Raw genomic sequence first — 25,507 nt, 5'->3', positions numbered from 1 at the left:
ACGTCACAAGAGGCCGGTTGGCTTCGTATGGTCGGCCTGCTGATCTGTGTGAAACCTGTTTTGGCTGACGCAGGGTCTCATGTCTGCGCGACGAAACCAGATGGCGCGGCCGCATCTCAGCGGCGGGTTGCCGGCGGTGAATACGATCTGTTCGTCGGTGCGCATCAGCAAAACTTCATGCGGCTGGATCAGCGGTCGCGCTGCCAGCTGCTTTGACCGCGTTCGCGACGATCCCCGCGACTGAAAACTGCGGCTGACTTGGTCGACCTCGACCGTCGTCATGCCGCAGCGGCGTGAAATGTAATCGGCGGTTTCGGGGTCGTTGATGGCAGAAAACGAGATCCAGCTGGCGCTTTCAAACCATTTGCTCGACGCGTCACGCCCGCCATAGGTTTCCCGCAGCTGGCCAATCGACTGATAAATCACCGTTAGGGTAACGCCATACTTGCGACCGGCGTCCCGTGCCGTCTCCAGAATGCGCATGTAGCCCAGCCGTGCCGCTTCATCGAGTACGAACAGCGCCCTCCCCTTGATCGCGCCGTCCCGGTTGTAAATTGCATTCAAAAACGACCCTATGAGGACGCGCGCGAGCCCCACGTGGGTCTCCAAGGTCTTGAGGTCGATATTGATGAAAACGTCGGTCTCGCCATCCGCCAGTGCATCCGTGGAGAAGCTCGACCCCGACACCAGTGCACCGTAGTTCGTATAGCTCAGCCAGTGCGTCTCCTTGATCGCGCTGGCGTAGACACCGCTGAATGTTTCCGGTGTCATGTTGACGAAGGCGGCGACATTCTCCTTCACGAAGTCGGACGCGGAATTATCGTAGATCTCTTGCAGGCGTGCGCGAAGCTTCGGCTCAGGCTCCGACAGATTGGCGCGGACCTGGCGCAAAGTCTGGTGCTTCGCGTCTGTATGCCCGGAAAGGCAGACGTCGGCGATCATCGCCGTCAGAAGCTGCAAACCAGATGCACGGAAGAAGTCATCGCGGACGCCGGTCGCGCGACCGCTGTCGCTCATGATCCATGACGCCACTGCGGCGATATCCTCTTCCTTTGTGCCGCCATGGCGACCGATCCAGTCGAGCGCATTGAAGCCAGAACCAGCTTTCTTCGGGTCGAGGACAATGACGCGCCGCCCCGCCTTGCGTCGGTGCTCCGTCACCATCGGCGCGACCTCGTTGGACGGATCGAGCACGATGAGCGAGCCGCCCCATTTGAGAGCGGTGGGGACGGTCACAGACGTCGTCTTGAAACCACCCGAACCGGCGAAGACGATCCCGTGCGACGAGCCGAACGAGCCGTCGAAACACAACAGCGGCGCGGAGCCACCCTTGCCCCAGGTTGTCGGCTCACCCGGTCGAAACGCCGTCGCCGCCGGATCGTCCCGGTCGACACGATAACGCTCGCCGATGACGATACCGCCCGTTTCCGCGAAGAGCTTCTCCGCCTCCTGCATCCGCATCCAGTCCGCCTCCCCGTGCAGGGCGCGCTTGCCACGGATGCGACGCGGCTCGCTTCGCGAAAAGGCCGCATTGCCCATCCTGGCGACGCGCAGCGCGAAGAATGTGGTTAGCAGTGCTGCGCCCGCTCCTACGATGGTCGAAGGATCGGCATAGGAGAGCAGCGTCCTTTCCGTGGGGACTTGCTCGGCAAACGCAAACAGGCGTGAGCCCTCCCTGATTGCTGCGACGATGACCACGCCGAAGCCGCCCGCGGCGACGCTCCAACCGGCCGCCTTAACGTTGATTGAGCCCCTGGTTCCGAAGAGAAACAGGAGACCGCAGGCGCCGGCGAGCACATAGGGCAATGCAAGCCCGATCCGCCCGAGCATCAGCCTTGCCTGATCGGTCGTACCGAACGCTGAGAGCCACCGTTCGATGCCGGGCAGGTCCAAGCAAATGGCAGTCATGGCAATGGCCGGAACGCTTGCGACAAATATCTTCCTAGGCGTCATCGGCGAACGCCTTCGCACCGAGTTCACTCAGGCGGCTTCGCTCCGCCTCGTCCGATTTTATCCGCGCGCCGGCATCGATCAGGAGCCCGAGCAGCAGCGCACGCTTCTCGTAGCGGAGGCCAGCCTTGACGATCAGGCCGCCGAGTTCGATTTTCTCCCGCGCGTCTTTCTTGCGGGCTTCGGTCGCAGTCATCTTCTGCATGCGCTCAAGCCTCAGGATATTGGACCGCAGCCTCGCCAGCGCCGTTCGGCGACGTGGTCGCAGGCTTGCGTCCTTGGGCGGGTTTCGTTCCTTCGCGAAAGCGGCCGGCGACCTCCTCGAACGCGGACAAAAGGTCAGCCTCTTCGATCTCGATCTCCCCGAGGCCTGCCCGTATCGCGATCCGACCGATGCGCTCGGCGTCACGTGTTTCCGCCTCCTTCAGCTTCTCCTGCAGGCGAGCAATTTCTTCCCGGATTTTGGCAGTTGGCTTCTTCATGGGCTTGGCTTCCTCGTTGCTGATGGTTCGATGGAGACGAACCGTGCCCCGCATTTTCTACCGCTGGAAAGGTGCAGATTTGCACCTCGCCAAAGCGCCAGCTTTTGGCGAATGATCCCGCCGTTTCGAAGAAGCGGATCAAAGGGCGCAATTATACGTCGCTGGCGCGACGTGCTCGAAAGAGCGGACTGCCAAGGGGTGGTCTGGGCCGCCTCCATCTTCGAACAGATTGGAATCGTTCGCTAAAGGGAACTCTACTTGTGGCCGTCCCGCATTTCTCAGTCAGCATCGTCGCCCGTGGTTCCGGCCGCAGCGCCGTGCTGTCCGCGGCCTACCGGCACTGCGCGAAAATGGATTTCGAGCGGGAAGCGAGGACGATCGACTATCGCGACAAGCAGGGGCTCTTGCATGAGGAGTTCGTCATTCCTGAGGATGCGCCAGGCTGGCTGCGGGCAATGGTGGCCGATCGATCCATCTCAGGTGCGTCCGAGGCTTTCTGGAACAGGGTCGAGGCTTTCGAGAAGCGGTCCGATGCTCAGCTGGCGAAGGACGTCACCATAGCCCTGCCGATCGAGCTGTCAGCCAAACAGAATATCGCGCTGGTCAGGGATTTCGTCGAGCGGCATGTCACGGCCAACGGCATGGTCGCCGACTGGGTCTATCACGATGCGACCGGCAATCCGCATATTCATCTGATGACGACGCTGCGACCGCTGACAGAAGATGGGTTCGGGGCGAAAAAGGTCGCAGTCCCCGGCTCCGATGGAAAGCCGCAGCGCAATGATGCCGGGAAGATCGTCTATGAGCTTTGGGCCGGCGGCGCCGATGGCTTTAACGCCTTTCGCGACGGATGGTTTGCCTGCCAGAACCGGCATCTTGCCCTTGCCGGCCTCGACATCAGGGTCGATGGCCGTTCCTTCGAAAAGCAAGGCATCTCGCTGGAGCCAACCATTCACGTCGGGGTCGGTGCGACGGCGATCGAGCGGAAGGCGGCTGGCGCGGGTGAGGCCGCGCCAGCCGCTTCGGTAAAGCTGGAACGGATCGAGCTTCAGGAAGAGCGCCGCGAGGAAAATGCGCGGAGGATCCATCGCGATCCCAGTCTCGTCCTCGATCTCATCATCCGCGAAAAAAGCGTCTTCGACGAGCGAGACGTCGCCAAGGTTTTGCACCGCTACGTCGATGATCCAGCCCAGTTCCAGGATTTGATGGCGCGGGTTTTGCAGCATCCGGATACGCTGCGGCTGGATAGAGAGCGGATCTCGTTTTCGACGGGTGCACGGTCGCCGGCGAAATACACGACGCACGATCTTATCCGCATCGAAGCGGAGATGGCGAACAGGGCATTGTGGCTCGCGCGGCAGCGCTCTCATCATCTTGCAGCCCAGGTCCTGACCCAGACTTTCGAACGGCATGGCCGTCTTTCGGAGGAGCAGAAATCGGCGGTAGAGCATATCGCTGGCTCAGAGCGAATTGCCGCCGTTGTCGGGCGCGCCGGTGCCGGCAAGACGACAATGATGAAGGCCGCACGCGAAGCCTGGGAGGCGGCCGGATATCGCGTTGTCGGCGCAGCCCTTGCCGGCAAGGCCGCAGAGGGCCTGGAGAAGGAAGCGGGCATTGCATCCCGCACTCTGTCTGCCTGGGAACTGCGCTGGGATCAGGACCGCGACCATCTCGACGGCAAGACCGTCATGGTGCTCGACGAGGCCGGCATGGTCTCCTCACGGCAGATGGCGCACCTCGTCGAGGCGGCCACGATGTCAGGCGCGAAACTCGTTCTCGTCGGCGATCCCGATCAGCTCCAACCGATCGAGGCGGGCGCTGCTTTCCGCGCGATTTCCCAGCGGATCGGATATGCAGAGCTCGAAACGATCTATCGTCAGCGCGAGCAGTGGATGCGTGATGCGTCGCTCGATTTTGCCCGCGGTAACGTGTCGTCTGCGCTCGCCGCTTACGCGGGCCAGCGCATGGTTCGAACGGGCTGGACCAGGGATGAGGCGATCACGACTTTGATTGTCGACTGGGACCGCGAATTCAATCCGGCCAGTTCCTCGTTGATCCTCGCGCACCGCCGCCTCGACGTGCGAATGTTGAACGAAATGGCCCGCGGCAAGCTTGTCGAGCGCGGCCTCATCGATGCCGGACACACCTTCGAGACGGAAGATGGTCACCGACAATTCGCAGCCGGCGACCAGATCGTCTTCCTGAAGAACGAGGGATCGCTCGGCGTCAAGAACGGCATGTTGGCCCGCGTGGTGGAAGCGCAGCCCGGGCGTATTGTTGCCGAGATCGGTGGTGGCGATGATCGTCGTGGGGTCGTGGTCGAACAGCGCTTCTATGCCAATGTCGATCATGGCTATGCCACCACGGTTCACAAGAGCCAGGGCGCCACTGTCGATCGCGTCAAAGTCTTGGCATCGAGCACGCTGGACAGGCACCTTTCCTATGTCGCCATGACCCGCCACCGCGAAACGGCCGAGCTCTATGTCGGCCTGGAAGAGTTCGCCCAGCGGCGCGGTGGGGTGCTCCTCGCGCACGGGGACGCCCCCTACGAGCACAAGCCGGAAAACCGGGCCAGCTACTATGTCACGCTCGGCTTTGCCGATGGACAGGAGCGGACTGTTTGGGGTGTCGATCTTGCCCGCGCGATCAATGAATCGAAAGTCGAGATCGGAGATCGCATTGGTCTCAAGCATCTCGGATCGCAGCGCGTCACGCTGCCTGACGGTACCGAGGCTGATCGCAATTCGTGGAAGGTCGTCCCCGTCGAGGAGCTGGCGATGGCGAGAATGCATGAACGCCTGTCACGCGACGGATCGAAGGAGACCACGCTCGACTACGAGGATGCTTCTTCCTATCGCGCGGCACTTCAGTTTGCGAACGCGCGCGGCCTGCATCTGATGAATGTCGGTCGCACCCTGCTGCGCGATCGCCTGCAGTGGACCATCCGCCAGAAGGGAAAGCTGACCGATCTCATCCCGCGGCTTACCGCCATCGGAACCCGGCTTGGATTGGGTCCTGGCGTCGCCGAGGAACCCCGCGTTCGTAGCGCCTCCGAAACCCGAAATCAGACCAACTCTGTCATCCAGAAGGATAGGAAGCCCATGGTTGCCGGCATCACTACATTTGCGAAATCGATCGAAAAATCTATCGAGGGCAAGGTCTCGACCGATCCCGCCTTGAAGAGCCAATGGCAGGAGGTCTCGGCCCGCTTCCACCTCGTCTATGCCGATCCGCAGGCGGCGTTCAATGCGGTGAATGTCGATGCCATGGTCGGAAGCCCCGAGATCGCGAAAACAGCGATCGCGACGATTTTTAAGCAGCCGGAAAGTTTTGGTTCGTTGAAGGGCAAGACCGGCCTTTTCGCCGGCAAGGCAGAAGTCCAAGCGCGAGAGACCGCGCTCGTAAACGTCCCGGCACTGGCGCGTGATCTGGACGGGTACCTGCGCAAACGGGCTGAAGCCGAGCGTCGCTATGAGTCAGAGGAGCGTGCTGTTCGCTTGAAGGTCTCGATCGATATTCCCGCGCTCTCCGGCGCGGCCAAGCAGACCCTCGAGCGGGTGCGCGATGCCATCGACCGAAATGATCTCCCCTCCGGCTTGGAATACGCCCTCGCCGACAGACAAGTGAAGGCCGAACTGGAAGGATTTGCGAGAGCCGTCTCCGAACGTTTCGGGGAAAGATCCTTCCTGCCGCTCGCGGCAAAAGACGCGGATGGCAAGGTGTTTGAGAAGCTTTCCGGCGGCATGGCGCCGGCTCAGAAGGCCGAGCTGCAATCGTCCTGGAAGCCGATGCGGACTGTTCAGCAACTATCCGCCCATGAGCGGACGGTGACCGCCCTAAAGCAGGCGGAGATCATGCGCCAGACCAAGACCACTGGGCTCTCCGTGAAATGAGTGCCGAGCCATTGAACATGCGTCGTTCCAGACGCGTGGCGGTCATTCTGCTTGGCGCCCTTCTAAGCCTTGCAGCGGTCCTGGTGATGGGCTTTGGTGCTGGCATCAGGGTCAACACCACGCCAAGCGAGCCGCTCGGGCTCTGGCGCATCGTGCCGGTCAATCGCCCCGTCGAGATCAGTGATCTCGTCTTCGTCTGCATGCCAGACACCGTCGAGCGCAGGGAGGGGATATCGCGAGGCTATCTGCGGCGGGGGCTCTGCGCCGGTGGAACTGGACCGCTCATCAAGCACGTTGTTGCTGTCGCCGGGCAGCAGGTCGAAATTGCCAGTAGCGTATCGATTGATGGAGCAGTCCTCGACAATTCCCGACTCGTCGAGCTTGACGGTCGTGACCGGCCGCTACGACCATATTCCGGTGGTACCGTGCCGCTTGGGCAGGTGTTTATCCACTCTCCGTTCCCGGGGTCTTGGGACAGTCGATATTTCGGCCCGGTTCCGGTTTCCGGGATCCTCGGATTGGCGCGCGAGGTCCTGACCTATGCGCCATGATCGGCAACGAGCAGCGCTCATGGTCGCGGGTGCGGTCGCATGCGGCTGGATTGGATGGAGCGGCTATCTGTTGCTCTTGCCGGTCTCTATCGCCTTCCCCTATCTGTGGTCACGGGCGCCGGATCGAACGTCTGCGGCGCTTGTGTCTACGGGATATTTCCTGGCGGCGTCGCGGGGATTGCCGCAAGGCGTTGCGGCCTTCTATCAATCGGACATTTGGCCCGGACTGGTCTTGTGGCTTTTGGCGTCCAGCGGCTTCGTCTTTGTCCATTCCGTGCTCTGGACGAGGCGACGGGGTGTTCGAAGCGTATTGGCCTACCTCATCGCCATGGTCCTCATGGCTCTTCCGCCATTCGGCATTCTTGGCTGGGCCCACCCAATTACGGCGGCGGGTGTCATCTTTGCGGGGTGGGACTGGCTCGGTCTGTTGGCAATGGCAGCCGGCCTATCGATCATGACGACGCGGTACTGGCCGGCTGCTGCCATCACCTTCGCAGGTTGCTGGCTCTGGTCCGCCGCTTTCTGGATGCAGCCGCAGATAGGGCGCGATTGGCAAGGTGTCGACCTCCAACTCGGGAAAAGATTGGGTCGAGACGCGGGCCTTGCCTATCATCGTCAGCTCCGTGCATCGATCGGCCGAAGCAAGGTTCGAGACCGGATCGTCGTCCTTCCGGAAAGCACTCTCGGCTTTTGGACGCCATCTGCCGCAGCCCTTTGGCAGACATATGCGAAAAGCAGCACAATGACCGTTGTCGCAGGTGCTGTTGTCGTCGACGAAACCGGTTACGACAATGTTCTTGTCCAGATTACCGGACAGCGCAGCGATATCGTTTACCGCGAGCGGATCCCGGTGCCAGGTTCGATGTGGCAGCCGTGGCGCCAACTGGCCGGGCAAAGCGGAGGGGCCCGCGCGCACTTTTTCGCTAATCCTGTGGTCTACATTGCCGGGAGAAAGTCCGCGCCGCTGATCTGCTACGAGCAGCTCCTCGTCTGGCCGATCCTGCAATCCATGCTGCATGACCCAGACATGATCGTCGCCGTTGGTAACGGCTGGTGGACGCAAGGCACTTCAATTGTCGAAATCCAGCGCATGAGCATCGAGGCCTGGGCCCGCCTCTTCGACCGACCTTTCGTTATGTCCTTTAATACCTGACGCCGACACTCAAGCGGGAGAGATCAAATGGATGCGGAGCTGATAGAGAAATGCCGCGATCCGGCATTAACGCCGGCTATCGTCGAGCAGTTTGTTGCGGCGGCCGGGTCAGACGACCCTCTAGCCATAACGATCAAGGCAGATGGCCGGCTGGTGCTGATCCCGAAACCTCAATCGACCGAAGGCGCATTGGCAGTGGTCAAGGAGTTTGCGGGGCGCGCGATGGTCAGGGTCGGGCTGACCCAATTTCCCGCCGGCTTAGGCATCCGCGATGTTTCCCATCTGCAAGCAAGTTTATTCGAACCGTGCGAAAACCTACGCACGGGCACCGCCTTGTTCGCGAAAGTCGCGCGCATCGTGACCCAATGGTACGGGCAACCGACCAATCCGGAACTCTTGCCGCAACTGTTTGATGACGCAGTGGTTGCCTGGCGAAACGGCAGTTTCGAGGGAGAAAACATCTTCAAGGCCGATGATCCTGGCGGCCCGACGTTTTTCACCGGGGAGGCGGTTCCTCCCCGGTCTCCTCTCTTCAATGCAAGCGTTCCCGCAAGGCAACCGCTGTCTGACGATGCCGTCCCGGACGTCGGCATGCGTGTCGACCTGTCCCGGATACAGGGAGATCGGCAATAGAGGTGTTGCGGCAATACAGGTGGAGGCAATCAGTCCGAGACGAGGTCCGCACCAAACCATCGGTAGCTGATTTCTTCAAGGGTACCGTCCGCCTTGATGGATCGTAAAGCCGTGTTCAACTCTTCCGCGAGATGCGCACTGTCTTTGCGAACACCAATTCCAACTCCAGGACCAAAGAGCCCGCCGGAAATGCGTGGTCCATAGATCGCGACTGTCGCGTGGTCATCCGTATCGAGGAACGCTTTCCAGACCGAATAATCCGCCAAGCCTGCATCGATGCGGCCCACCGAAAGATCGATGTTGAGATTATCCTGGGTGTCATATGTCCGGACCTCGACGGCATCGCCGAGATATTCCCGAACGAAGGCTTCAGCATTCGTTGACCCCTGGACACCGATGACCTTGCCTTGCAGGTTGTTTTTTAGCGTCTGCAAAAATGCCTTGTCGCTGTCGGACGCAGATGAGAGATCGATCCGTGTGTTTTCGGGAAGTTCAGGCAGCCTGCTGGCCTTCGAGGCCACGAAATAGTTGGATGTCAGCGCATAGGGTTCAGAAAAGGCAATAACCTGCTTGCGCTTGTCGGTGATCGACATGCCGGCCATGATCGCGTCGAATTTTCCGACCGTCAGCGCGGGTATGATGCCGTCCCATGCCTGCGTGACGAAGGTGCAATCGAATTTCGCACGCTTGCAGAGCGCCTTGCCGACATCGATATCAAAGCCGACCGCCTGACCAGAAGCGTCGACCGCATTCCACGGCGGGAAGGCCCCTTCCGTGGCAAATGTCAGCGATTTTTGATCCTGTGCTCGCGCCTGCGCGATAACAATCAGCGAGGCCAGCATGGCGATTGCAGCGATGGTGGTTTTCATGGAATTCCCCTTTTTGTTTTTCATTCAGACATAGAGTTTCGGAACGTGATCCCGCAATCCCGCATACAGCCCAATGAGGTCGGTCCCCCATCGTGCCGCAACTTCGTCCCGTGTGATCATCGCTTCCCCCTGACGCCCAAGCAGAACCACTTCGTCGCCGAAGCGCGCTTCCGGAATGTCGGTGAGATCGATCCGGACATGCTCGAGGTGTGATGGACCGATCAAGTTTGCGCGCCGCCCCCGCACGAGACCGACCATTCCGTTGGGCAGATATCTTGGCAAACCGTCACCCCAACCCATTGCCATGACACCGAGTATCATCCCCGAGCGAAAGCCGGGACCATCGGGCAAGGGACCAAGTGACGCATCGACGCGCTTGACCGAAACGAGCCTCGTTGCGATTGCCTTCAACGCCGGGCTCAATGTGATTGGACGCGCTGGCTTACTGATCTCGGAAATACCCAAAAGCAGCGCGCCGGGATCGACGGCATCGAAATCCATATCCGGATGCTCAAGGACACCTTCCGTGCTCGACATCATCACGAGCGCCGGCCGATGACAGGAGGTCTCGATCGTGCGTAGAGTGTCATGCATTCTTGCGAGTTGTGCCTTGGCCTTGTCGTTCTGCGAACCGGGCAGCTCGCTCATATGCGCGTAAAGCCCCTCAACTTGAACATCGGGATACTCGGCTGCGATCCTTAGAAGCTCAGGCAGCTGAGCCGGCGTGGTGCCGGCTCTAAAGAACCCTAGATCGAGCTTCATGAATAGCCTGGTCGTCGTCAGCACTCGTCGCCACTGCATCAATTCCTCGATGCTCGAAACGCTGATCGTAAGACTGTTTGCCTCTATCAATCTTGCATCCTCGAGACCCGGTCCGGGATACAAGAGAATGGGATTTGAGACGCCACGCTGGCGAATGGCGATCGCATCGGCGATGGATGCAACGGCAAAACCGTCGATATTCTCCTGCGACAGTACCGCGGCGACGACCCCGGCCCCGCAGCCATAGGCATTGCGCTTCAGGCATCCGTAGATCTTGACGTGTTGCGGCAAATGCCGACGAAGCTGACGATAGTTGTGGCGTATGGCGTTGATATCGATCTCAACCCAACAGCCGCGGATCCGAATGTCTGATACGGCGTCGGTTTGGTCGGTAAAGCGGTTCTGATGTTCAAGAAGGTTCATTTGCCACCGTCCTGCACGACAACCTTCATTCCGGTCGGCCCGCGCGCAAATGTGATGCGCGGCGCAGACGTGGGCCGCCTTTCGCTTCTTAACAGTCGTGCTTCGATCAGTCGGAAAAAATGCGTAGTTAGAAGCGTGATCGCGAGATAGATCAGAGCTGCCGAAATGAAGACCTCGTACGGCGAGAAGGTCTGCGCAACGATTTTACGCGCGTTTCCGGTCACCTCCATGATGGTGATGGTGCTGGCCAGCGAGCTGGCTTTCAGCATCATGATAACCTCGTTGGCATAGGCAGGGAGTGCAAGCCGGATACCGGTTGGCAAGACCAGACGCCTCAATCGAAGCGTATAAGACATGCCCAGGGCCTTGCCGGCTTCAATCTCACCTGCAGGTATGGCGCGGATGCCGCCACGCAATATTTCGGCGGTATAGGCGGCATGGTTCAAAGAGAACGCAATGACGGCGCACCAGAGCGGGTCTCTGAGGATTGGCCATAAGAATCCGAACCGGACCCAGCCGATCTGACTGGCGCCGTAATAGATGAGAAACAGCTGAACGAGCAAAGGCGTTCCGCGAAACACAAATGTGTAGATCTGAGCAGGCAAATACACGATAGCGGACGATGATGTCCGCATCAGCGCCATGGGAATGGCCAAGGTGCCGCCAATGACAACAGCGGCCAGCGTCAGGCCTATTGTGAGGACCAGACCATCCATCAACCGCGGGATCACATCGATAATCAAGGAGAGATTCATGGTTGCATCCTCACATCGCAAACCGCACGCCGCGGCTGGCGAGGTGCTCGAGTTGCGCCAAGCCGATGATTGAGGCGGACGTGAAGGCCAGATAGATTGCCGCCGCCGCGCAATAGAATGTCAAAGGGTCATGCGTTGCGCCGGCGGCGATGCCGGTCTTGCGCATCAGGTCTTCCAGTCCGACCACGGAAACGAGCGCCGTGTCCTTGAGCAGAGTGAGCCAGAGGTTTCCAAGGCCCGGCAGGGCGTGCCTCCACATCTGCGGCAGGATGACGAAACGCCAGATCAGGACACTTGGAAGTCCGAGTGCGCGTGCTGCTTCGATCTGACCATGCGGGACTGCCCGGATCGCCGCCCTGAACACTTCGGTCGCATAGGCACCAAACACCAGAGACAGGGCGAATACACCGCTGCTGAATGCATTGATCTCGGCATAACGACCGGCCAATGCGGTCAGCGCGACTGTCCCTCCGAAATAGAGGATGAGAATGATGAGCAGTTCCGGAATGCCGCGTATGACCGTGGTGTAGAGAATGGCTGCCGCCCTTATCATCGCGACATCGCTCTGCTTGGCAATTGCCCCGCAAAGCCCGACGGCGACGCCGAAAACAAGACTCGTTGTGGCGAGCCCCAAGGTGGTGGATGCTCCGGCGACAAGCTGGCCTGCAAAACCTTGCAATTCGATCATCGGTCAGGCTCCTGCAAATGGCTCGAAAGAAACTGCGCCAGTCTCGGGGAAGAAGGCTGCCGGAAGAATTGTTCTGGTCTCCCCTCCTCTTCGATCTGACCCGCATGAAGGAAAACGACGCGGTGATAAACCTGTCGGGCAAAACCGAGTTCGTGGGTCACGATCAGCATCGTACGGCCCTCCTCGGCGAGAGCCCGGATCACTTTCAGAACCTCGCCGACGAGTTCTGGATCAAGCGCGGATGTCGGTTCATCGAACAGCAGGATCTCCGGCTCCATGGCCAGTGTCCGTGCTATCGCGATGCGCTGCTGTTGCCCACCGGAGAGATGGGCGGGGTAAGCCGACCGATGACTGGCCAGGCCGACTTTTTCGAGCAGGCTCAGTGCCCGCTCATTCGCCGCTCGCCTTGAGAGGCCGAGGACGTGGATGGGTGCTTCGACGATGTTCTCGAGCACGGTCTTGGCCGGCCACAAATTGAAATTCTGAAATACCATGCCGAGCGAGGTGCGAAGTGCGTTGATCTGCCGCCGTTTGGCGTTTCCCCGAGCCATCGAGACGTGGTGGTCGCCGACCCAGATTTCACCGCTTGTCGGTTCCTCAAGGAAGTTCAGGCAGCGCAGGAATGTGCTTTTCCCCGAACCGCTGCTGCCGAGGATCGAGATGACTTCGCCGCGTTGTGCCGTTAATGACAAGCCCGTGAGGACCTCGACCGGTCCATACTGCTTCTTTAAGTTGACGACACGCAACGCAGTCGTCCGAAAGTCTTGAGTGCTCTGTAACCTGCCACGTGAGTCAATCGTCATGTGCCCCTCTTTTTTCCAGAGGGTGCATGAAGTGCCATTGCAGTGCTTGCACGCATTTGATGCAGATGCGGTTTTTGATCGCCGAATGCCTCGACCCTGCCAGTGAAACCATCAGGCCGATTGCGTTGAACCGAAAGAATGTTCTCTTCGCCGGACACGATGCGGGAGCGGAGAACTGGGCGGCCGTCGCCTCGCTTATCGAGACTCGCAAGCTCAACGGCATCGATCCGTTCGCCTGTCTAACTGCCGCGCTCACTGCCATCGTCAATGGCCACAAGCAGGAACAGCGGCTGTGGGAACGTCGACACACTTCACCCCCATCGTGATCGAGCGACACCCTGACAGGTCTACACGGCAAGTCGAGCGCATACGAAAACCCGCCTGAAGCCGCATAAGGGGAACAGCATAGCGGTACAGAAGTGGTCTCGAAGACCAATGCTCGAAGCCTCCTCTGCTTATTGGCTGATATCGTCAGCGAGCTTCTTCGCGTCCGAAGCCGAGAAACTCATCGTTTGATCAGGATCGACAGCGTCATATCGGCTATCAGATGCGCGCACGTGCATCTCGTTCATGAACTTCCGCTGCCGTTCATGCTCCTCTCCCCTGGACTTTTCGATCTTTTTGATTTGTCCCTCGAAGTCTGATTTCGGATTGCTATGTGCCCTGTCTTGATGCTCGACATCATAGCTTTGCTTCAGCTCGTCTAGGATGGTGACGGCTGCAAGACCTATCTTAGAGAATCTGTCCTGCAACTCTTCGAAATACTCGTCATAGTCAGGAGGGCAAGACACGTTTTCCGCTATGAACGATGCACTTTCCTCGGCGCTCTTGACCATTCCTGGCAGCAGTAGGCATCTATACATCATTTTCGATGGGATCAGTGTCCAGTCGAGCTGTGAAGGCCATTCAATTTTCGGGTTCGGTGCGGTCGGATGTTGGACCCCATCCGTGTCAGGATATCCATCATCGAACGCAACTGCTGTGCAATCGTCGATTAACTGATCGAGCGTCACCGCCAGCAGCATTGCGTGATACCTGACTTGGCGACGCCGTTTCCACCAATCTGTGAAGATGTCTTTCGCCCCGCCGATTACAATACCAAATCCGGTGATGATTAGGGTGCCTACAGCAGTCAGCAAGACCTTGCCGAAATCAGTCGCCGCAAATTTCGTCAGCCATTCCATCGATCGGTCTCATTTATTGATTTCGAGCAACCTGCCGATGTTTAGGGGGGATATCAATGGCATCGCTCGATCTATCATTCGATCAGAAGGCCTTCAGGCGGCAAGCCGAAACCATGGTGCGGGTCGAGCTTCCAACTGCCACGCGAGCCCATGCTGACCTGCATTTATCTTAACGATGCTCTGCATCCCGGGCCATTGACCAAGACATAAGAACGGTCAGGGGTTGCTAGTAGAGGGTCTCTGCTATCACGTCGTTCAACTCGAAGCGGAAGACGACTGTCTGTTGAAAGCAATTTTGGCCAATAAAAAACCCGCCTGTTGCGCTTCATCGAGAGGCGTGGCGGGTGTGTTGCGCCACATATGCTCTCGATTCAGTCCGTAGTCAAGGTCTGTCACCGCCATAGGTCGCGACGGACCCAAGGCGGCTGAAACCGATATATCTCTTGAAAATGCACGAGGCAAACTGGCTTTGCCGAGGCAAGGATTACATCTGAAGAACAAAGGTCGAGAGACAGTTTTCGCTGCGCCCTAATGATGGGATCACTAAAATCCTTAGGCTATTTCTCCGGCCACGGCAGCATTCGCTCAAAGCGCGTTAGCCTAGCGACCAGCTATGCCGGTAGTTGAGTGGTGTTGTCCCGACAACGCGCTTGAATGCATTGGAGAAATGGCTGGAACTGGAAAAGCCACACGCCAAGGCAATGTCCGTGACCGACAGATTTGTTGCACGAAGCTGGTGCTGTGCCTGTTCCAACCTGCGTTGAACGATGAACGTATGCGGTGGGCAGCCAACCGTCTGGCGGAATGCGCGGCAGAAATGCGGGACGCTGAAGCCGATGTGTTCGGCGAGCTGGACGAGTGACAGTTCTGCTGTCAGATCCTCGTCAATGAGCTCAACCACACGGGTGAGATGGCGGTTGGTAAGGCCGCCTTTGCGTGCAGGCGCGACGAACCTCTGTTTGCGCAACAATTGGGCGAAGATGGTTGCGATGAAGCTTTCGGTCAGCATGGTGCTTACCGGATTGCGATCGTCGATTTCCGAGGCGATGCCGCGTGCAGCATTCATGATGACAGGATCCTCAAAACCAAGGTCGGGCGACAGTGCCGGCGGCTGTCCGCCGGAAAGCTCGGTGCAAAGCTTTTTCACCAGCGCAGGCTCCACGGAAATCGACAGATATGCAGCGTTGGGCGCGCCCTCTTCCCAGCCGTGCCACTCACATCCTGCTGGAATGAACAGGATGGCGCCCGGTTTACGACGCACGAACTCTGCTTTCCTGCCATCAAGAAAATACTGACCTCTCTCTGAGGCGCCTTTCAGGTTCAGTAGAAGAAGATGCCGACTTGAGACGGCGGTAGTTTCCTCTTTTCCCAACCCCGCGCGTTCGACCAGGTCTGCTCGAGAAAAGCGCCAAGATCGTGATCGATGCGAAACCACCTGGCACGCGCCCTGTTTGAAGCGGGGTGGCTGTAGATCTGCGAGCGCGTTCAATGATTGCACTCCTCTTCGCACTGTTGCCGATGCATCGCCGGATCGCATTCCGCAGCGACGGCATCCGAGAGCTCCTCACCAAGGGCCGCCACAAACGACGAGATCCGATGTCGAACTCGAGGAGGTAGCGCCAGCAATCCGTCATTGAGGCGCTGCCCCTCCATGCTGGCGGCAAACGCGATGTGTTCATGGATCGGCGGTTGGGCCTCTGGGGCGGAGGTTCCGTTCCCCGGCAATCCGTCGAACAGGCGGCTGACAGGGGCGCCGAAAGCTTTGGCAATCTCGAACAGCATCGAGGCGCTGATACGATTGCGGGCGCTTTCATATTTCTGGAGCTGCTGAACGCTGATCCCCACGCTTCTGGCGAGTTCGGTCTGCGTCATGCGCGATTGCAGCCGAAGAAGGGCCACCTGACGGCCGACATGGCGATCAGCCGCGTGCGCCGAGGCGCGCGCTGGTGTTTGAGATCGCTGCGAATGAGACTGCTGCTGTGTCTGCTGTCCCTTGCGGTCCTGCATCATGCACTCCCCGTCGAGTGAGTTAGTCGCGGTGCGTCCCCGCGATAGACTCACTAAACCTCCGATTGATCGGGGAGTTCGAAACTGTACGAGACAGCCCTGAGGCCTTTAGTTCCGGGGAACCTGGACATACGCCACAGGCTCCCCGACCCGAAAGGATCAGAGAGTTCGGTGCTGAATCGACCAGCACCAGTCGCTCGTAGGGGTTTCGACGCCCCCGGGCAGTACGTGCTGCCTCACCTGAAATAATAGTCGATGCAGGCGGGTGTCGCTAGTGCTTTGTGACGAAATTGTAAGCTGCTGTCGTGATTTAGGAGCCGCTGTTGGACGAGATGCCTCGCATCACCCGATGATGATCAGGTTGCATCCGGGCTAAGGAGACCGTCGCGCGCCCGCTGCATGCTTCGGTCGCAGACCGATCAGGATGCCAGTGGCGATCAGTGTAACGAGGCCATAGAGCAGAAACATCGTCGACGGTTCGAGGCGGTTTGCTCCGAACGAAACGGCGCTGAACAATATCAGCCCCATGGCGACGCCAGCGCAGTGAAAGATTCCCTTTGCTCTGCCCAAGGCAGAATTCGAAACCGTAGCCTGCAGCATAACCTCGACTGCCACTCGGCCAAGATTATAGAAGGTGCCCACTGCTGCGAATGTCGCGAGGGTCCATAGCAGCGGCGAAAGTTTTAAGCTCGCGAACGAGAGCGCGATCAGCATCAAGGCGCCGATCAACAGAGCGGAGTGTTTTGCATAGCGCGCCAGCGGAATGAGGAGAATGGCGCCGACGATTGATCCTGCCGACCAGGCGCTTTCGAGCTTTCCGAAATCAAGTGCGTTGCCGCCGAACTCGTCGAGGATGAGGCCGGCCCCCAGGATGCTGACAAGTGTGCCCCCTCCATAAAGCAAGGCGTAGACGCAGGCGAGGTAGACGAAACGCGCATCGATTTTCAGTCGCCGACGGTCATTAGTATCGATGGCTCTAGGCCTTGAATGCGTGCCGGAAACAAATGCCATGCTCATGAAAGATATGAAAAACGCCGCCGATATCGTCGCAAACGCCGCGGGCACCGAGATGACATGAAGAAGCATGCCGACCAGTCCTGCGGCGATCAGGCCGCCGACCTGCATGCAAAAGAAGCTGATCGAGTTGGAGGTGTCGGGCTTCAGGTGCGCGCCAACGGATGGGATCATCGCCTGCGATGCGGTGAGCGCGATGCGATCGCAAGCGGCGAACAGACCAGCGGCCGAACATATTACCCAGGGCAGGTCCGTCGACGTAAGCGCTAGTGATGCCAGCATTCGAATGACGTCAGCTGCAATGAATACGGGACGTCGTTTGAAGCGATCGGATATCCATCCGGCAATCGGACTGACCAGCAGCTCCGTCAGGCTGACGACCGCAACAAAAATGGCAACCGCGGCACTTCCGCCGTCCGACGCCACGAGGATCCAGGTGCAGGCAACGGCGTATCCGTTTCGACCCAAAGCGGACGCCAAAGTGCAAACTAGGAACCAGCGGAATGACGGGTAACCCGAGATAGGGACGATAGCAGAGCGCAGTAATCGGATTGGAGCCATGTGCGGCCCTTGAGGCGAAGCGGGTGCCTTGGATTATCAGCACAGCTCCTTCAGGGCTTTCGAATTCGCGCCATGATAGCGAAACTGTGCCAGCAAACATGCCCGCATCAACGTCGCCAGGTGCGTCGGAACTCGAGTGGGCTGGAACCGAAGGCCTTTTTGAAGGTAGCCGTGAAATGGCTGGAACTTCCAAAGCCGCTTTCGAATGCGATGTCCGTCGCCGACAGGGTGCTTGTGCGCAGGAGATCCGCTGCACGGTCCAAACGCTGATCCAGCACATAGGTATGGGGCGTCTTGCCGGTGGATTGTTTGAACGCCCTGAAAAATTGACGCCGGCTCAAACCGACCTCACCGGCGAGTTCTCTGAGGCTCGGTGGGTCTGCAAGCCTCCCATCTATCGTCGCAACCACCCGACGGAGATCGAACCCGGACAGTCCGCCTTTGGTCGTTTCGAAACCGAGCAACTGCAATCGAACCAGATGGATGATCATCTGTATAGCCTGGCTTTCGACCATCATCGTGCTGATGGGGTCTGGATTCGCAAGCTCGTCCGCGACCAGCTTCAGCGACGCCTCGATCATCGGGTCTTTCAGCCCGATGATCGGCTTCAGGTCGGGCAAGTCGTCGATCTCAAAAGACTTCGCTATGAAGGTGCGATGGATGGTGACCAGGAGATAGGAGCCGGTCATGTCTCCTTCGTCCCAGCCACGCCACTCGCTAAGGGCCGGCACAAAAACGATGGAGCCCGGGCGGCGCGGCGTGAATGACACCCTTTGCCCATCGACAAAATCCTCGCCGGTTCTCGCCTCCCCCTTCAAGTTGATCATGACAGCATGATGCATTGGCGCGAGCAGCGTCTCCTGGCGTGCCAGCCCGGTCCTTTTGACAAGGTCGGCTCGCACCGATCCCCAGTCCATATACCTATGAATCAAGCTACGACGATCCGCACGTCGCACCTCGTCTGGTTTGAAATCGCGTGTCTCTGGCAAACTGTGAGCTGCCCCGCAAGATAGTTGGCACTGCAACGATATAAAAGCCCACCGGAAGTTATTGTGCAATGCGATATTAACCGCAGGTGGGGCGAAGATGGCACTTTTGTGACAATGTGGCAGATCTCCGAAAGCGTGATCGTTTGCGTGGACTTAGCTTCTGCGAGCACGCTGGTTGTCGCGAGCCTACGCGGGATGAACGGCGTTGCACCGTGATGTCATTTGAAGAGGTGTGTTGCGATGCAAGATTTCAACGAATTCTTTGATGAATGCGATCAGGGTCCGCGTCTCAATCAGCTGTCGGGCTTTTTCAGCGAAACGGCAGCCGGCAGGAGCGGCATGCCGCTGCGTCGACCTGCGGTCGATATGCGGCTCCTCCCCAACGACGCACTCCTCCTTCAACTGGTGGAGATACATTCCCGTCGGCAAGGATTTTTCGATCAGCACTATCACGCCAGCATTCCTTATCGCCTCGAGGAGGAGTGCCGAATGGCGCATGCCTTGCTGCGCTATGGCCAGACACGTCCGAGCGATCTTCTGGTCTATACCCTTGGGACCGCCGAGGGCACGATGGCGAGAGTGATCTCCGAGATGAGCGGCGGCAAGATCCAATCCCTGGCCTGCAGCCCCAATGAAGAGAATTATAAATGCTTCATGGCATATGGGGACCCGCTCGGCGCGAGTTTTTTCCTCGGGCCGTTCCATCGGCTGACCAAGGAGCACCTGGCCTCGACGGCGAACCTCGCACGCTTCTCGGATGGCTTCGATGTCATCCTGGAAGACACCACATTCCAAATGTATTCGCCCAATCGCGCCGCGCAAGTGGAGTTTATCGCGCAGCATCTCAAGCCTGGCGGCATCCTCCTTTTCCTGGAAAAGTTTCGCGCCTTCGATGCACTCGATTATCAGGCGCGCGAGGAGCAGAAGAATCTCGGTTTCAAAGCGCATTACTTCGGCGCCGACGAGATCGCCCGAAAGACCGCGCTTGTGCTGAACACCATGCACGAAAGCGAAGCCACTTTGCCTGACATGGCGGATGCTATTTACGCGCATTTTTCCCACTGCATCGTGACCTGGAACAGCGGCAATTTCTATGGTCTCGCGGCGAGCAACGACGCTGACAATCTTGGCCGCTACCTGACGTCGATGCTGCAGCCGGCAATACCGGTCGAATACGTCTACGAGCCGAAACCCTATTCCGATCTGGCAGGATGGCTGAACCGACACAACGGCCGATCCTGACCGCCGAGCCAATCATTCGCAGCCGGCTGTTGCGGGTACGTCCGGCTGCCTGAAAATTGATGACAGAGGCCGGCACAAGCTTGGCGAGAAGGATACAGCCTTCTGACCCACCTTGGTGCCACATGATACAGAGGCATTCAGTGGACAAATTGATTGGAAAGCTCCTGGATATCAACGCAGTCGCCCGAAACCAGACGACATTGAAGGCGGCGCTTGCGGCTCTCGCCGATACGTTCGGTTTCAGTGGCTACGGCTATCTCAACCTGCGGCCCGGCGATCTTCATGCCGTCTCCAATCTGAGCGACGCATGGCAAGAGCGATATTTCAAAGACACATTGAGATTGCTGGATCCACGGGTCAGGCGCGCGCAGCGGGAGAAAAGGGCTTTCGTCTGGTCTACGGATGGGCCGACTGGCAAATGGTCAAAGGAGGACAAAAAATTTTATACCCTGGCGGCCGAGTTCGGCATTCGATCCGGTCTTGTCATGCCGGTGCAGGTCTCGAATGGCGCGATTGCCATGCTGAATTTTGCGTCGGCAGAGCCCGTACCAATCAGGGAATGGAAAATCGATGCAGTTGCCGCAGCTTCGGCAGTTGCGCAATTGCATATGCTGATCGGGCACCTCAGAACCAAGCCATCCATTGAAGAGCATATTTACCTCGGCCCAAAGGAAGCGACCTTCGTGCGTTGGCTTGAGCTCGGCAAGACGGTGGAGGACGTCGCCGATCTGGAAGAGGTCAAATACAATACCGTTCGCATCGCGCTGGTTGATGCAAGACGACGCTACGATCTTTGCAACAACACCCAATTGGTGGCGCTCGCAATTCGCCGCGGGCTGATCTGACGTTTTTTTACTGAACCGCCGGCGTGCGCCCGAGGATTTTCAGAAGCGTCGTCAGCGCCGACATCTGTGCATGCATCTCGATCGTCGCATCGAGATAGGCAACGTGGTCTTCGCCGACAGTTTCCCGGCCTGTTCTGATGGCCTCGGGGAGGCCTAGGAACAATTCTTCTGCCTTTGTGACCAGGTGCCGGTGCTTCTTGATCGCCTGGACAGTCAAATGCTCGAGAACGGGGTCAGATACTCCTGACAGCAGACCGACCAATGGTCTAAGATCGAATTCTGGTCGTACAGCGTTTTCGTCGCGGATCATGGCGATACTTTCTTCAACGCGGCGCGATGCGCACATACCGTGGCTCCGCCTATCCATGTTGTAGCGCGCTTGTGACGGGGTTTCCACGCGCAGATTTGCAGTGTTGGTCATTGGATCATGAGGCACATCCACAACCGCTCTCCTCGCAAGGCTTGTGTCCTCCGCAGGGGGATCGCTTGACGCGTACGTCATTTTGACGTACATACTGGCGAGAGATTAAAAACAGGAGGCGACGATGTTTGCTTTCAAAGATGCAACCAGCGAAATCGATGAACCTAATGACGCCCGGATGAATTTTCGGACGAAACCACGGATAAAGGATGCAATACAGCGAGCGGCAGCGCTTTCCGGCATGGACGATTCCGCATTCACCATCAATGCCGCTTACAGGTCCGCACTGGAAACGATCGCTGCCCACGAGGCGACCAGGCTTAAATCGGTCGATCATGCGGCGTTTTTTGATGCGCTCGACAATCCTGCTGCACCCACCGCAAATCTGAAAAATGCCTTTGAGCGTCACCGCAAATCGGTGATCGCGAAGTAATGTCAGATAATGCAGCTGCGACGCTCGTCATTGAGCCGCTTGATCCTGAAAAGCACGATCGGGCGGCTTTTTCTTGCGGTATCGGCCCGGTCGACAATTTCCTGAAGAAGACAGCTAACAAGCTTTCAAAGGCGGACAATCTTCGGGTCTGGGTCATGACCGAGGATGGGAAATCAATCATCGGATTTTACGCGATCAACGCGCATTCGATCGATTTTAGGGAGCTGCCGGAGAAATACGCACGCAATCGCCTAGGCCATGGTTCGATACCGGCAGCATATATTTCGATGATCGGTCGCGACCGACGATACCTCGGAAACGGCTACGGCGGTGTGCTTCTTGCAGATTGTCTGACACGGATCGCGACAGTCGCAGAGCAGATCGGAACGGCCATGGTCGTTCTGGACGTGCTCGATTGTGGAGACGTCGAGCGAACGAAGCGCCGCCAGGAACTCTATGCCGGCTACGGCTTTCAATCGTTTCCGTCTTCGCCAATGCGCATGTTCCTACCCGTTGCCACGATCAAGATGCTTGTAAGTTAAGCCGTGCCACCAGGATAGACTGGGTGCGCGACTACCGTGAGCTCGAGAGCTCTTCTGCAAGCTTACACACCGCATAAGAAATTGTTTGATGCGTACGGAGGAAACTAGGCTCTTCTGAAGAGCCGTTCTGAAGTGAACGGTCATGTCGAAGCCCTTCTCTCGATGGCCGGTTAGGGCCGTCTGACTTCCGCTTCGCGCCATTCGCCGACATGCCCCGATGCTCCAAGAAAAAGACGTTAATCGGCGAATAGCTCAAAACATTTATAGCTTTTACGCGACCCTCGTCAGTGTCGATTTCTCAGCGGCACCACTTCAATTAGGCAACGCTACCTGCCGGCGAGAGCGGCAAGAGCCAATTCTTTGCCGTCAAGTATATGCGGATATCAGTCAGAGAACAGCAGTTGCAGTCTTTAATCCCCAACCAACATGGGTTGCGTCGATTATCACGCAATCGTTGTCATCGAACCGGGCAGTAGGGTAAATTCTGCAATAGACGGTCTGGCATCGATACCCATATCCTTGGCATGTCATACGAAAAAGGACGCTGAAATGACTACGCTTTACGCCTATGAAGTCAGCCCGGTCACCAATCCGGATCGCTTGTACTTTGCAGCCACGCTAGATGAATGCCGGTCGGCTGCATATCAGCAGCGATCCGAGCTCCGCGCCGATCCAGACTACGGTTCTGTCGATCCCATGGCAATCTACAAGGTTGAGATGGAAATCCCCGATCTTCAGACGCTGCTGAATGGTCTGAACAATAGCGACGACCTCACGAACGCTATCATCATTGATCGGAAACTGGTCGAGACGGTTAGCGATTGAGTTTAAGCGGCGCTTTGCTAGACTATCCCCCAAGGACAGGGGGGTGAAATGGCAGAGCTTCACGATAGCTGGCACTTTGATACACGCCCTGCATCTTATCGCCTGTTGGAAGAGCAAGGTAGATTGATGCTCACCACATCGACGTCTTCCAGCGGCTCGCAGTTTAAGCATGACAAAGTCTTCAACACGAATGACGAAGCGACAGCGGCAATTCTCAATCATGCTGGCGACAAGCCGTTTGTGGTGCTGACAGAACATGAGGACGGACGCTACACGTTGGAGCGGTATGCGTAGTTTTTTGGGGGTAGCATGCATAAGAGCAAGCAATTCACTTCGGACGAACTTGGTGTTCTGTCAAAAGCCAGCACCCAGATATGCGAAACGATGCGCATCAATCCGGATAGCGAACCGGCATTAGAGGTCAGGCGGCAGCTATTCCGCGACTGTACGGGGCAGGAACCCGTGGACGCTATTGTCGAGCGGTATCTATCGACACGCGTTAGGACCTAACCGTGCGGCATGTACGTTCCGGTGTGCGTGAAGTTAATCCAGAACCACATGTGTTGTGGAGGTGTTTTGTTGGAACGCTCTCGTGCGACGGCAGTTAAAAACGATCGCCAGTTCGATTCTAGCAGGACGACAATGACGAGTGAGTCAGACGAAATACCGGTAAACCAGCGCTACTTCGATGAGGGCAGGGCAGCAGCAAAGCAAGGGCTATCCTCAAGAGCTAACCCTTACAGGGAGCTTACCGAGTCCGTTCAGTATCGCTCTTGGTTCGCTGGGCATTCTGCTGAGACCGTTCCGCCCTCACAGTCGTGATTGCCGCGTGTGTCATATGTTAGAGATTCCTTGCGCGACTCAAGCTAAAACACCGTAATGGAAAATCTCGTTCGGACGATCTCGCAGCGCCGCTCTTTCGACATTGACGGTGTCCCACTCGTGTCCGACAAAGTGGCATACGATCACGGTCGAGCAGCCGCGATCCAGAGATTGGGTTTGAAAGAAAATCCTTATCTCGAAAGGAAAGAAAGCTCGCAGTTCCATGCATGGCTTAGCGGATATCGATCTTTAGACCTTCCGGAGATTGCGATAAGTGATCATGCTGAAACCGCAACGTCCCGGCGGGATAGCTATGATCGGGGCCGGAGTGCCGCTTTGCGAGGACTATCTCAAGTTTCGAACCCGTATTCAGCCGACACCTGTGGAGCCGAGCATTCAGCTTGGCTCGCTGGCTTTAACTCAACTTTTCGATGGGTCCCTGAATAGGTTTGTTGAGGCTGCGAGGTTGTAGCTTGCTTGAAAAAAAGGGTCCGGTGCCGAAGCGCCAGACCCTATCCACGATGTAATTGGAGAGTGGGACCGGTGCTGACCAAAGTCACCGATCTTGCATCTATATATGTACGCGTCGCTTTCAGTGCTTCAGTAGATTGCGCCATATGTCGTTCGCAGTCCTGCAATAATCGGCTCACCAGAAATTTGCTTTCAGTTCGCTAAACTCAATCCCCCGATCGGGTACTTCTGCATACCACATGCGCGGCTACCGTTGTAAAGGGCGCGTGTTGATTACTACCATTGTCTGCGTTGCGTAGCTTACGGCTCCTGTAAAATGCACAGCATCAATGTTCGCGGTCGAGCGGAACGGTTTTGCCGGGGGCGGTCGGTCCCGCCTTCCGCTGCGCGGCGCTTCGCAAAGGCTCCTGCGGCAGCCCTTTTTCCGGTCAAAACCGTATCGAGAATTCCCGCTTTCCCGGCCGTGGCCGTCGCTATGCTGAAAGCTCCGATATTCTTCATTGCCTGTCCCGGATCTCGGCCTTGACGCCGGCTGATCCGCGGGGCGCATGTGCGCCGTGATGGTTTGGTGACCGGCTCACGATACGGAGAGGTTGGGTCTGCTCAGTAATATTCAGCATGGCGCTACGAGCGTCCGGCATCAAGGATGAGCGGTTCCCCCAATTTTGAACAACGGAGCGTGTCCGTTTGACAAAATCGGCTCCCCCACTCCCCGGCTCTGCCGGTCGCATGCGCGATCCCTGACCCCGGGCGCTCTCCGCGCCCCGGCCTCCCGTCTTTCGAAACTCAAGAAGAACGGGACGATGACGATGTCACTCGAAACACTGATTGAGGAACTGTGTGCCGAACTGATGGCCTGCACTGACTGGGATGAGCGTCTACAGTTCAAAGCCGAGATGAAGCTTGCCGAGCAGAAAACAGCTTTCGACGCGTTCATGAGCTTGGAGCCGCCCGACTGAGGGCGGTTTTCTTGAACCTGCCTTTGCCCGATTCATCTCAAATCGCGAAGACAGTGCGATCGGTCTCGCCGGCACTGCGCCATCAATTACGACTTGGCGTCAATTCCGGCGTATCTCGAGTGATATATTCGCTGGGTGACACTCTCATGAGATGTAACCGTCCGATTGGCACCGCCTGCCGCCTAGCGCCCTGATGGCCTAAGACACGTATTTAACGACGTCGTTAGCGA

At 57.9% G+C, this 25,507-nt stretch carries 25 protein-coding genes and 1 pseudogene; 12 read left to right on the top strand and 14 right to left on the bottom strand.

Going from position 1 to position 25,507, the window contains the following annotated elements:
- Positions 1–3: 3 nt before the first annotated feature.
- From traG to traC, 3 genes are read right to left on the bottom strand one after another with little or no spacing between them, the layout of a single operon-like run.
- Positions 4–1,953, bottom strand: a complete 1,950-nt coding sequence (gene traG / locus AAIH70_RS27070) for a Ti-type conjugative transfer system protein TraG (protein WP_430037119.1) — start codon at positions 1,951–1,953, stop codon at positions 4–6.
- Entirely contained in the window at positions 1,943–2,155 is a 213-nt protein-coding gene (gene traD / locus AAIH70_RS27065) for a type IV conjugative transfer system coupling protein TraD (protein ID WP_132280347.1), read from the bottom strand. The genes traG and traD overlap by 11 nt, the downstream gene beginning before the upstream one ends.
- 4 nt (positions 2,156–2,159) lie before the next feature.
- The gene (gene traC, locus AAIH70_RS27060) at positions 2,160–2,432 is read right to left on the bottom strand and encodes a conjugal transfer protein TraC (protein ID WP_430037117.1); all 273 of its coding nucleotides are present in this window, start codon (positions 2,430–2,432) and stop codon (positions 2,160–2,162) included.
- Positions 2,433–2,692: 260 nt separating this feature from the next.
- On the opposite strand from traC, the gene traA reads away from it, so the two are divergent.
- From traA to AAIH70_RS27040, 4 genes are read left to right on the top strand one after another with little or no spacing between them, the layout of a single operon-like run.
- A complete protein-coding gene (traA, locus tag AAIH70_RS27055) occupies positions 2,693–6,325 on the top strand; it encodes a Ti-type conjugative transfer relaxase TraA (RefSeq protein ID WP_430036814.1) in 3,633 nt (1,210 codons plus the stop codon).
- A gap of 17 nt (positions 6,326–6,342) precedes the next feature.
- Entirely contained in the window at positions 6,343–6,876 is a 534-nt protein-coding gene (traF, locus tag AAIH70_RS27050; protein ID WP_245519384.1) for a conjugative transfer signal peptidase TraF, read from the top strand.
- A complete protein-coding gene (locus AAIH70_RS27045; RefSeq protein ID WP_430036810.1) occupies positions 6,866–8,029 on the top strand; it encodes a conjugal transfer protein TraB in 1,164 nt (387 codons plus the stop codon). Before traF ends, AAIH70_RS27045 begins: the two co-directional genes overlap by 11 nt.
- Positions 8,030–8,056: 27 nt before the next feature.
- Positions 8,057–8,662, top strand: a complete 606-nt coding sequence (locus AAIH70_RS27040) for a TraH family protein (protein ID WP_430036808.1) — start codon at positions 8,057–8,059, stop codon at positions 8,660–8,662.
- A gap of 29 nt (positions 8,663–8,691) precedes the next feature.
- Here AAIH70_RS27040 and AAIH70_RS27035 read toward each other — a convergent pair whose 3' ends face one another.
- Genes AAIH70_RS27035 through AAIH70_RS27015 form a run of 5 tightly spaced genes read right to left on the bottom strand, consistent with a single transcriptional unit; the run spans position 8,692 to position 12,962 of the window.
- Positions 8,692–9,531, bottom strand: coding sequence for a lysine/arginine/ornithine ABC transporter substrate-binding protein (locus tag AAIH70_RS27035; protein ID WP_430036805.1), 840 nt, complete (start codon positions 9,529–9,531; stop codon positions 8,692–8,694).
- A 24-nt stretch (positions 9,532–9,555) separates the two neighbouring features.
- Positions 9,556–10,716, bottom strand: a complete 1,161-nt coding sequence (gene alr / locus AAIH70_RS27030) for an alanine racemase (protein ID WP_430036802.1) — start codon at positions 10,714–10,716, stop codon at positions 9,556–9,558.
- Complete coding sequence (locus tag AAIH70_RS27025; protein WP_430036799.1) at positions 10,713–11,471, bottom strand: ABC transporter permease; 759 nt, start codon at positions 11,469–11,471, stop codon at positions 10,713–10,715. The genes alr and AAIH70_RS27025 overlap by 4 nt, the downstream gene beginning before the upstream one ends.
- A 10-nt stretch (positions 11,472–11,481) precedes the next feature.
- On the bottom strand, positions 11,482–12,159 hold the full coding sequence (locus tag AAIH70_RS27020; protein ID WP_430036796.1) for an ABC transporter permease: 678 nt from the start codon (positions 12,157–12,159) through the stop codon (positions 11,482–11,484).
- Positions 12,156–12,962: an ABC transporter ATP-binding protein gene (locus AAIH70_RS27015; RefSeq protein ID WP_430036793.1), complete on the bottom strand. Its 807-nt coding sequence runs from the start codon at positions 12,960–12,962 to the stop codon at positions 12,156–12,158. Before AAIH70_RS27015 ends, AAIH70_RS27020 begins: the two co-directional genes overlap by 4 nt.
- A 107-nt stretch (positions 12,963–13,069) precedes the next feature.
- Here AAIH70_RS27015 and AAIH70_RS27010 point away from each other — a divergent pair.
- A pseudogene (locus AAIH70_RS27010) lies at positions 13,070–13,288 on the top strand (transposase domain-containing protein); the annotation flags it as partial.
- A 129-nt stretch (positions 13,289–13,417) separates the two neighbouring features.
- Here the strand turns inward: AAIH70_RS27010 and AAIH70_RS27005 are convergent.
- The 5 genes from AAIH70_RS27005 to AAIH70_RS26985 all read right to left on the bottom strand — a co-directional run bounded on the left by AAIH70_RS27005 (position 13,418) and on the right by AAIH70_RS26985 (position 18,570).
- Positions 13,418–14,146, bottom strand: coding sequence for a hypothetical protein (locus AAIH70_RS27005; RefSeq protein ID WP_430036790.1), 729 nt, complete (start codon positions 14,144–14,146; stop codon positions 13,418–13,420).
- Between the two features lie 595 nt (positions 14,147–14,741).
- Positions 14,742–15,635: a helix-turn-helix domain-containing protein gene (locus AAIH70_RS27000; protein WP_430036787.1), complete on the bottom strand. Its 894-nt coding sequence runs from the start codon at positions 15,633–15,635 to the stop codon at positions 14,742–14,744.
- Positions 15,632–16,156 (bottom strand): helix-turn-helix domain-containing protein, encoded by a 525-nt coding sequence (locus tag AAIH70_RS26995; RefSeq protein WP_430036784.1) that lies wholly within the window; start codon positions 16,154–16,156, stop codon positions 15,632–15,634. Before AAIH70_RS26995 ends, AAIH70_RS27000 begins: the two co-directional genes overlap by 4 nt.
- A gap of 369 nt (positions 16,157–16,525) precedes the next feature.
- A complete protein-coding gene (locus tag AAIH70_RS26990) occupies positions 16,526–17,728 on the bottom strand; it encodes an MFS transporter (RefSeq protein ID WP_430036781.1) in 1,203 nt (400 codons plus the stop codon).
- Positions 17,729–17,835: 107 nt separating this feature from the next.
- The gene (locus AAIH70_RS26985; protein ID WP_430036778.1) at positions 17,836–18,570 is read right to left on the bottom strand and encodes a helix-turn-helix domain-containing protein; all 735 of its coding nucleotides are present in this window, start codon (positions 18,568–18,570) and stop codon (positions 17,836–17,838) included.
- A 387-nt stretch (positions 18,571–18,957) separates the two neighbouring features.
- On the opposite strand from AAIH70_RS26985, the gene AAIH70_RS26980 reads away from it, so the two are divergent.
- Together AAIH70_RS26980 and traR are read left to right on the top strand one after the other, a co-directional pair.
- A complete protein-coding gene (locus tag AAIH70_RS26980) occupies positions 18,958–19,959 on the top strand; it encodes a class I SAM-dependent methyltransferase (RefSeq protein WP_132280392.1) in 1,002 nt (333 codons plus the stop codon).
- A 140-nt stretch (positions 19,960–20,099) separates the two neighbouring features.
- Positions 20,100–20,804: an autoinducer-binding transcriptional regulator TraR gene (gene traR, locus AAIH70_RS26975; RefSeq protein WP_132280395.1), complete on the top strand. Its 705-nt coding sequence runs from the start codon at positions 20,100–20,102 to the stop codon at positions 20,802–20,804.
- Between the two features lie 7 nt (positions 20,805–20,811).
- On the opposite strand, the gene AAIH70_RS26970 is transcribed toward traR, so the two are convergent.
- Positions 20,812–21,246: a transcriptional repressor TraM gene (locus tag AAIH70_RS26970; protein ID WP_430036774.1), complete on the bottom strand. Its 435-nt coding sequence runs from the start codon at positions 21,244–21,246 to the stop codon at positions 20,812–20,814.
- 103 nt (positions 21,247–21,349) lie between these two features.
- Between AAIH70_RS26970 and AAIH70_RS26965 the strand changes: the two genes are divergently transcribed.
- The 5 genes from AAIH70_RS26965 to AAIH70_RS26945 all read left to right on the top strand — a co-directional run bounded on the left by AAIH70_RS26965 (position 21,350) and on the right by AAIH70_RS26945 (position 25,277).
- Positions 21,350–21,658, top strand: a complete 309-nt coding sequence (locus AAIH70_RS26965) for a DUF1778 domain-containing protein (protein WP_132280398.1) — start codon at positions 21,350–21,352, stop codon at positions 21,656–21,658.
- Complete coding sequence (locus tag AAIH70_RS26960) at positions 21,658–22,200, top strand: GNAT family N-acetyltransferase (protein WP_132280401.1); 543 nt, start codon at positions 21,658–21,660, stop codon at positions 22,198–22,200. The genes AAIH70_RS26965 and AAIH70_RS26960 overlap by 1 nt, the downstream gene beginning before the upstream one ends.
- A 549-nt stretch (positions 22,201–22,749) precedes the next feature.
- A complete protein-coding gene (locus AAIH70_RS26955; protein WP_132280404.1) occupies positions 22,750–23,025 on the top strand; it encodes a hypothetical protein in 276 nt (91 codons plus the stop codon).
- A gap of 48 nt (positions 23,026–23,073) precedes the next feature.
- Positions 23,074–23,319 carry a hypothetical protein gene (locus AAIH70_RS26950; protein WP_430036771.1) on the top strand — a complete coding sequence of 82 codons (246 nt, stop codon included), beginning with the start codon at positions 23,074–23,076 and terminating at the stop codon, positions 23,317–23,319.
- Between the two features lie 1,802 nt (positions 23,320–25,121).
- Positions 25,122–25,277 carry a hypothetical protein gene (locus tag AAIH70_RS26945; RefSeq protein ID WP_165932157.1) on the top strand — a complete coding sequence of 52 codons (156 nt, stop codon included), beginning with the start codon at positions 25,122–25,124 and terminating at the stop codon, positions 25,275–25,277.
- Positions 25,278–25,507: the final 230 nt, after the last annotated feature.

It is taken from the genome of Neorhizobium sp. BT27B (genome assembly GCF_050455485.1).
Classification (GTDB): Bacteria; Pseudomonadota; Alphaproteobacteria; order Rhizobiales; family Rhizobiaceae; genus Neorhizobium.
Note: the sequence above shows the minus strand (reverse complement) of the source record. Positions and strands in the feature narration are given on the sequence as shown.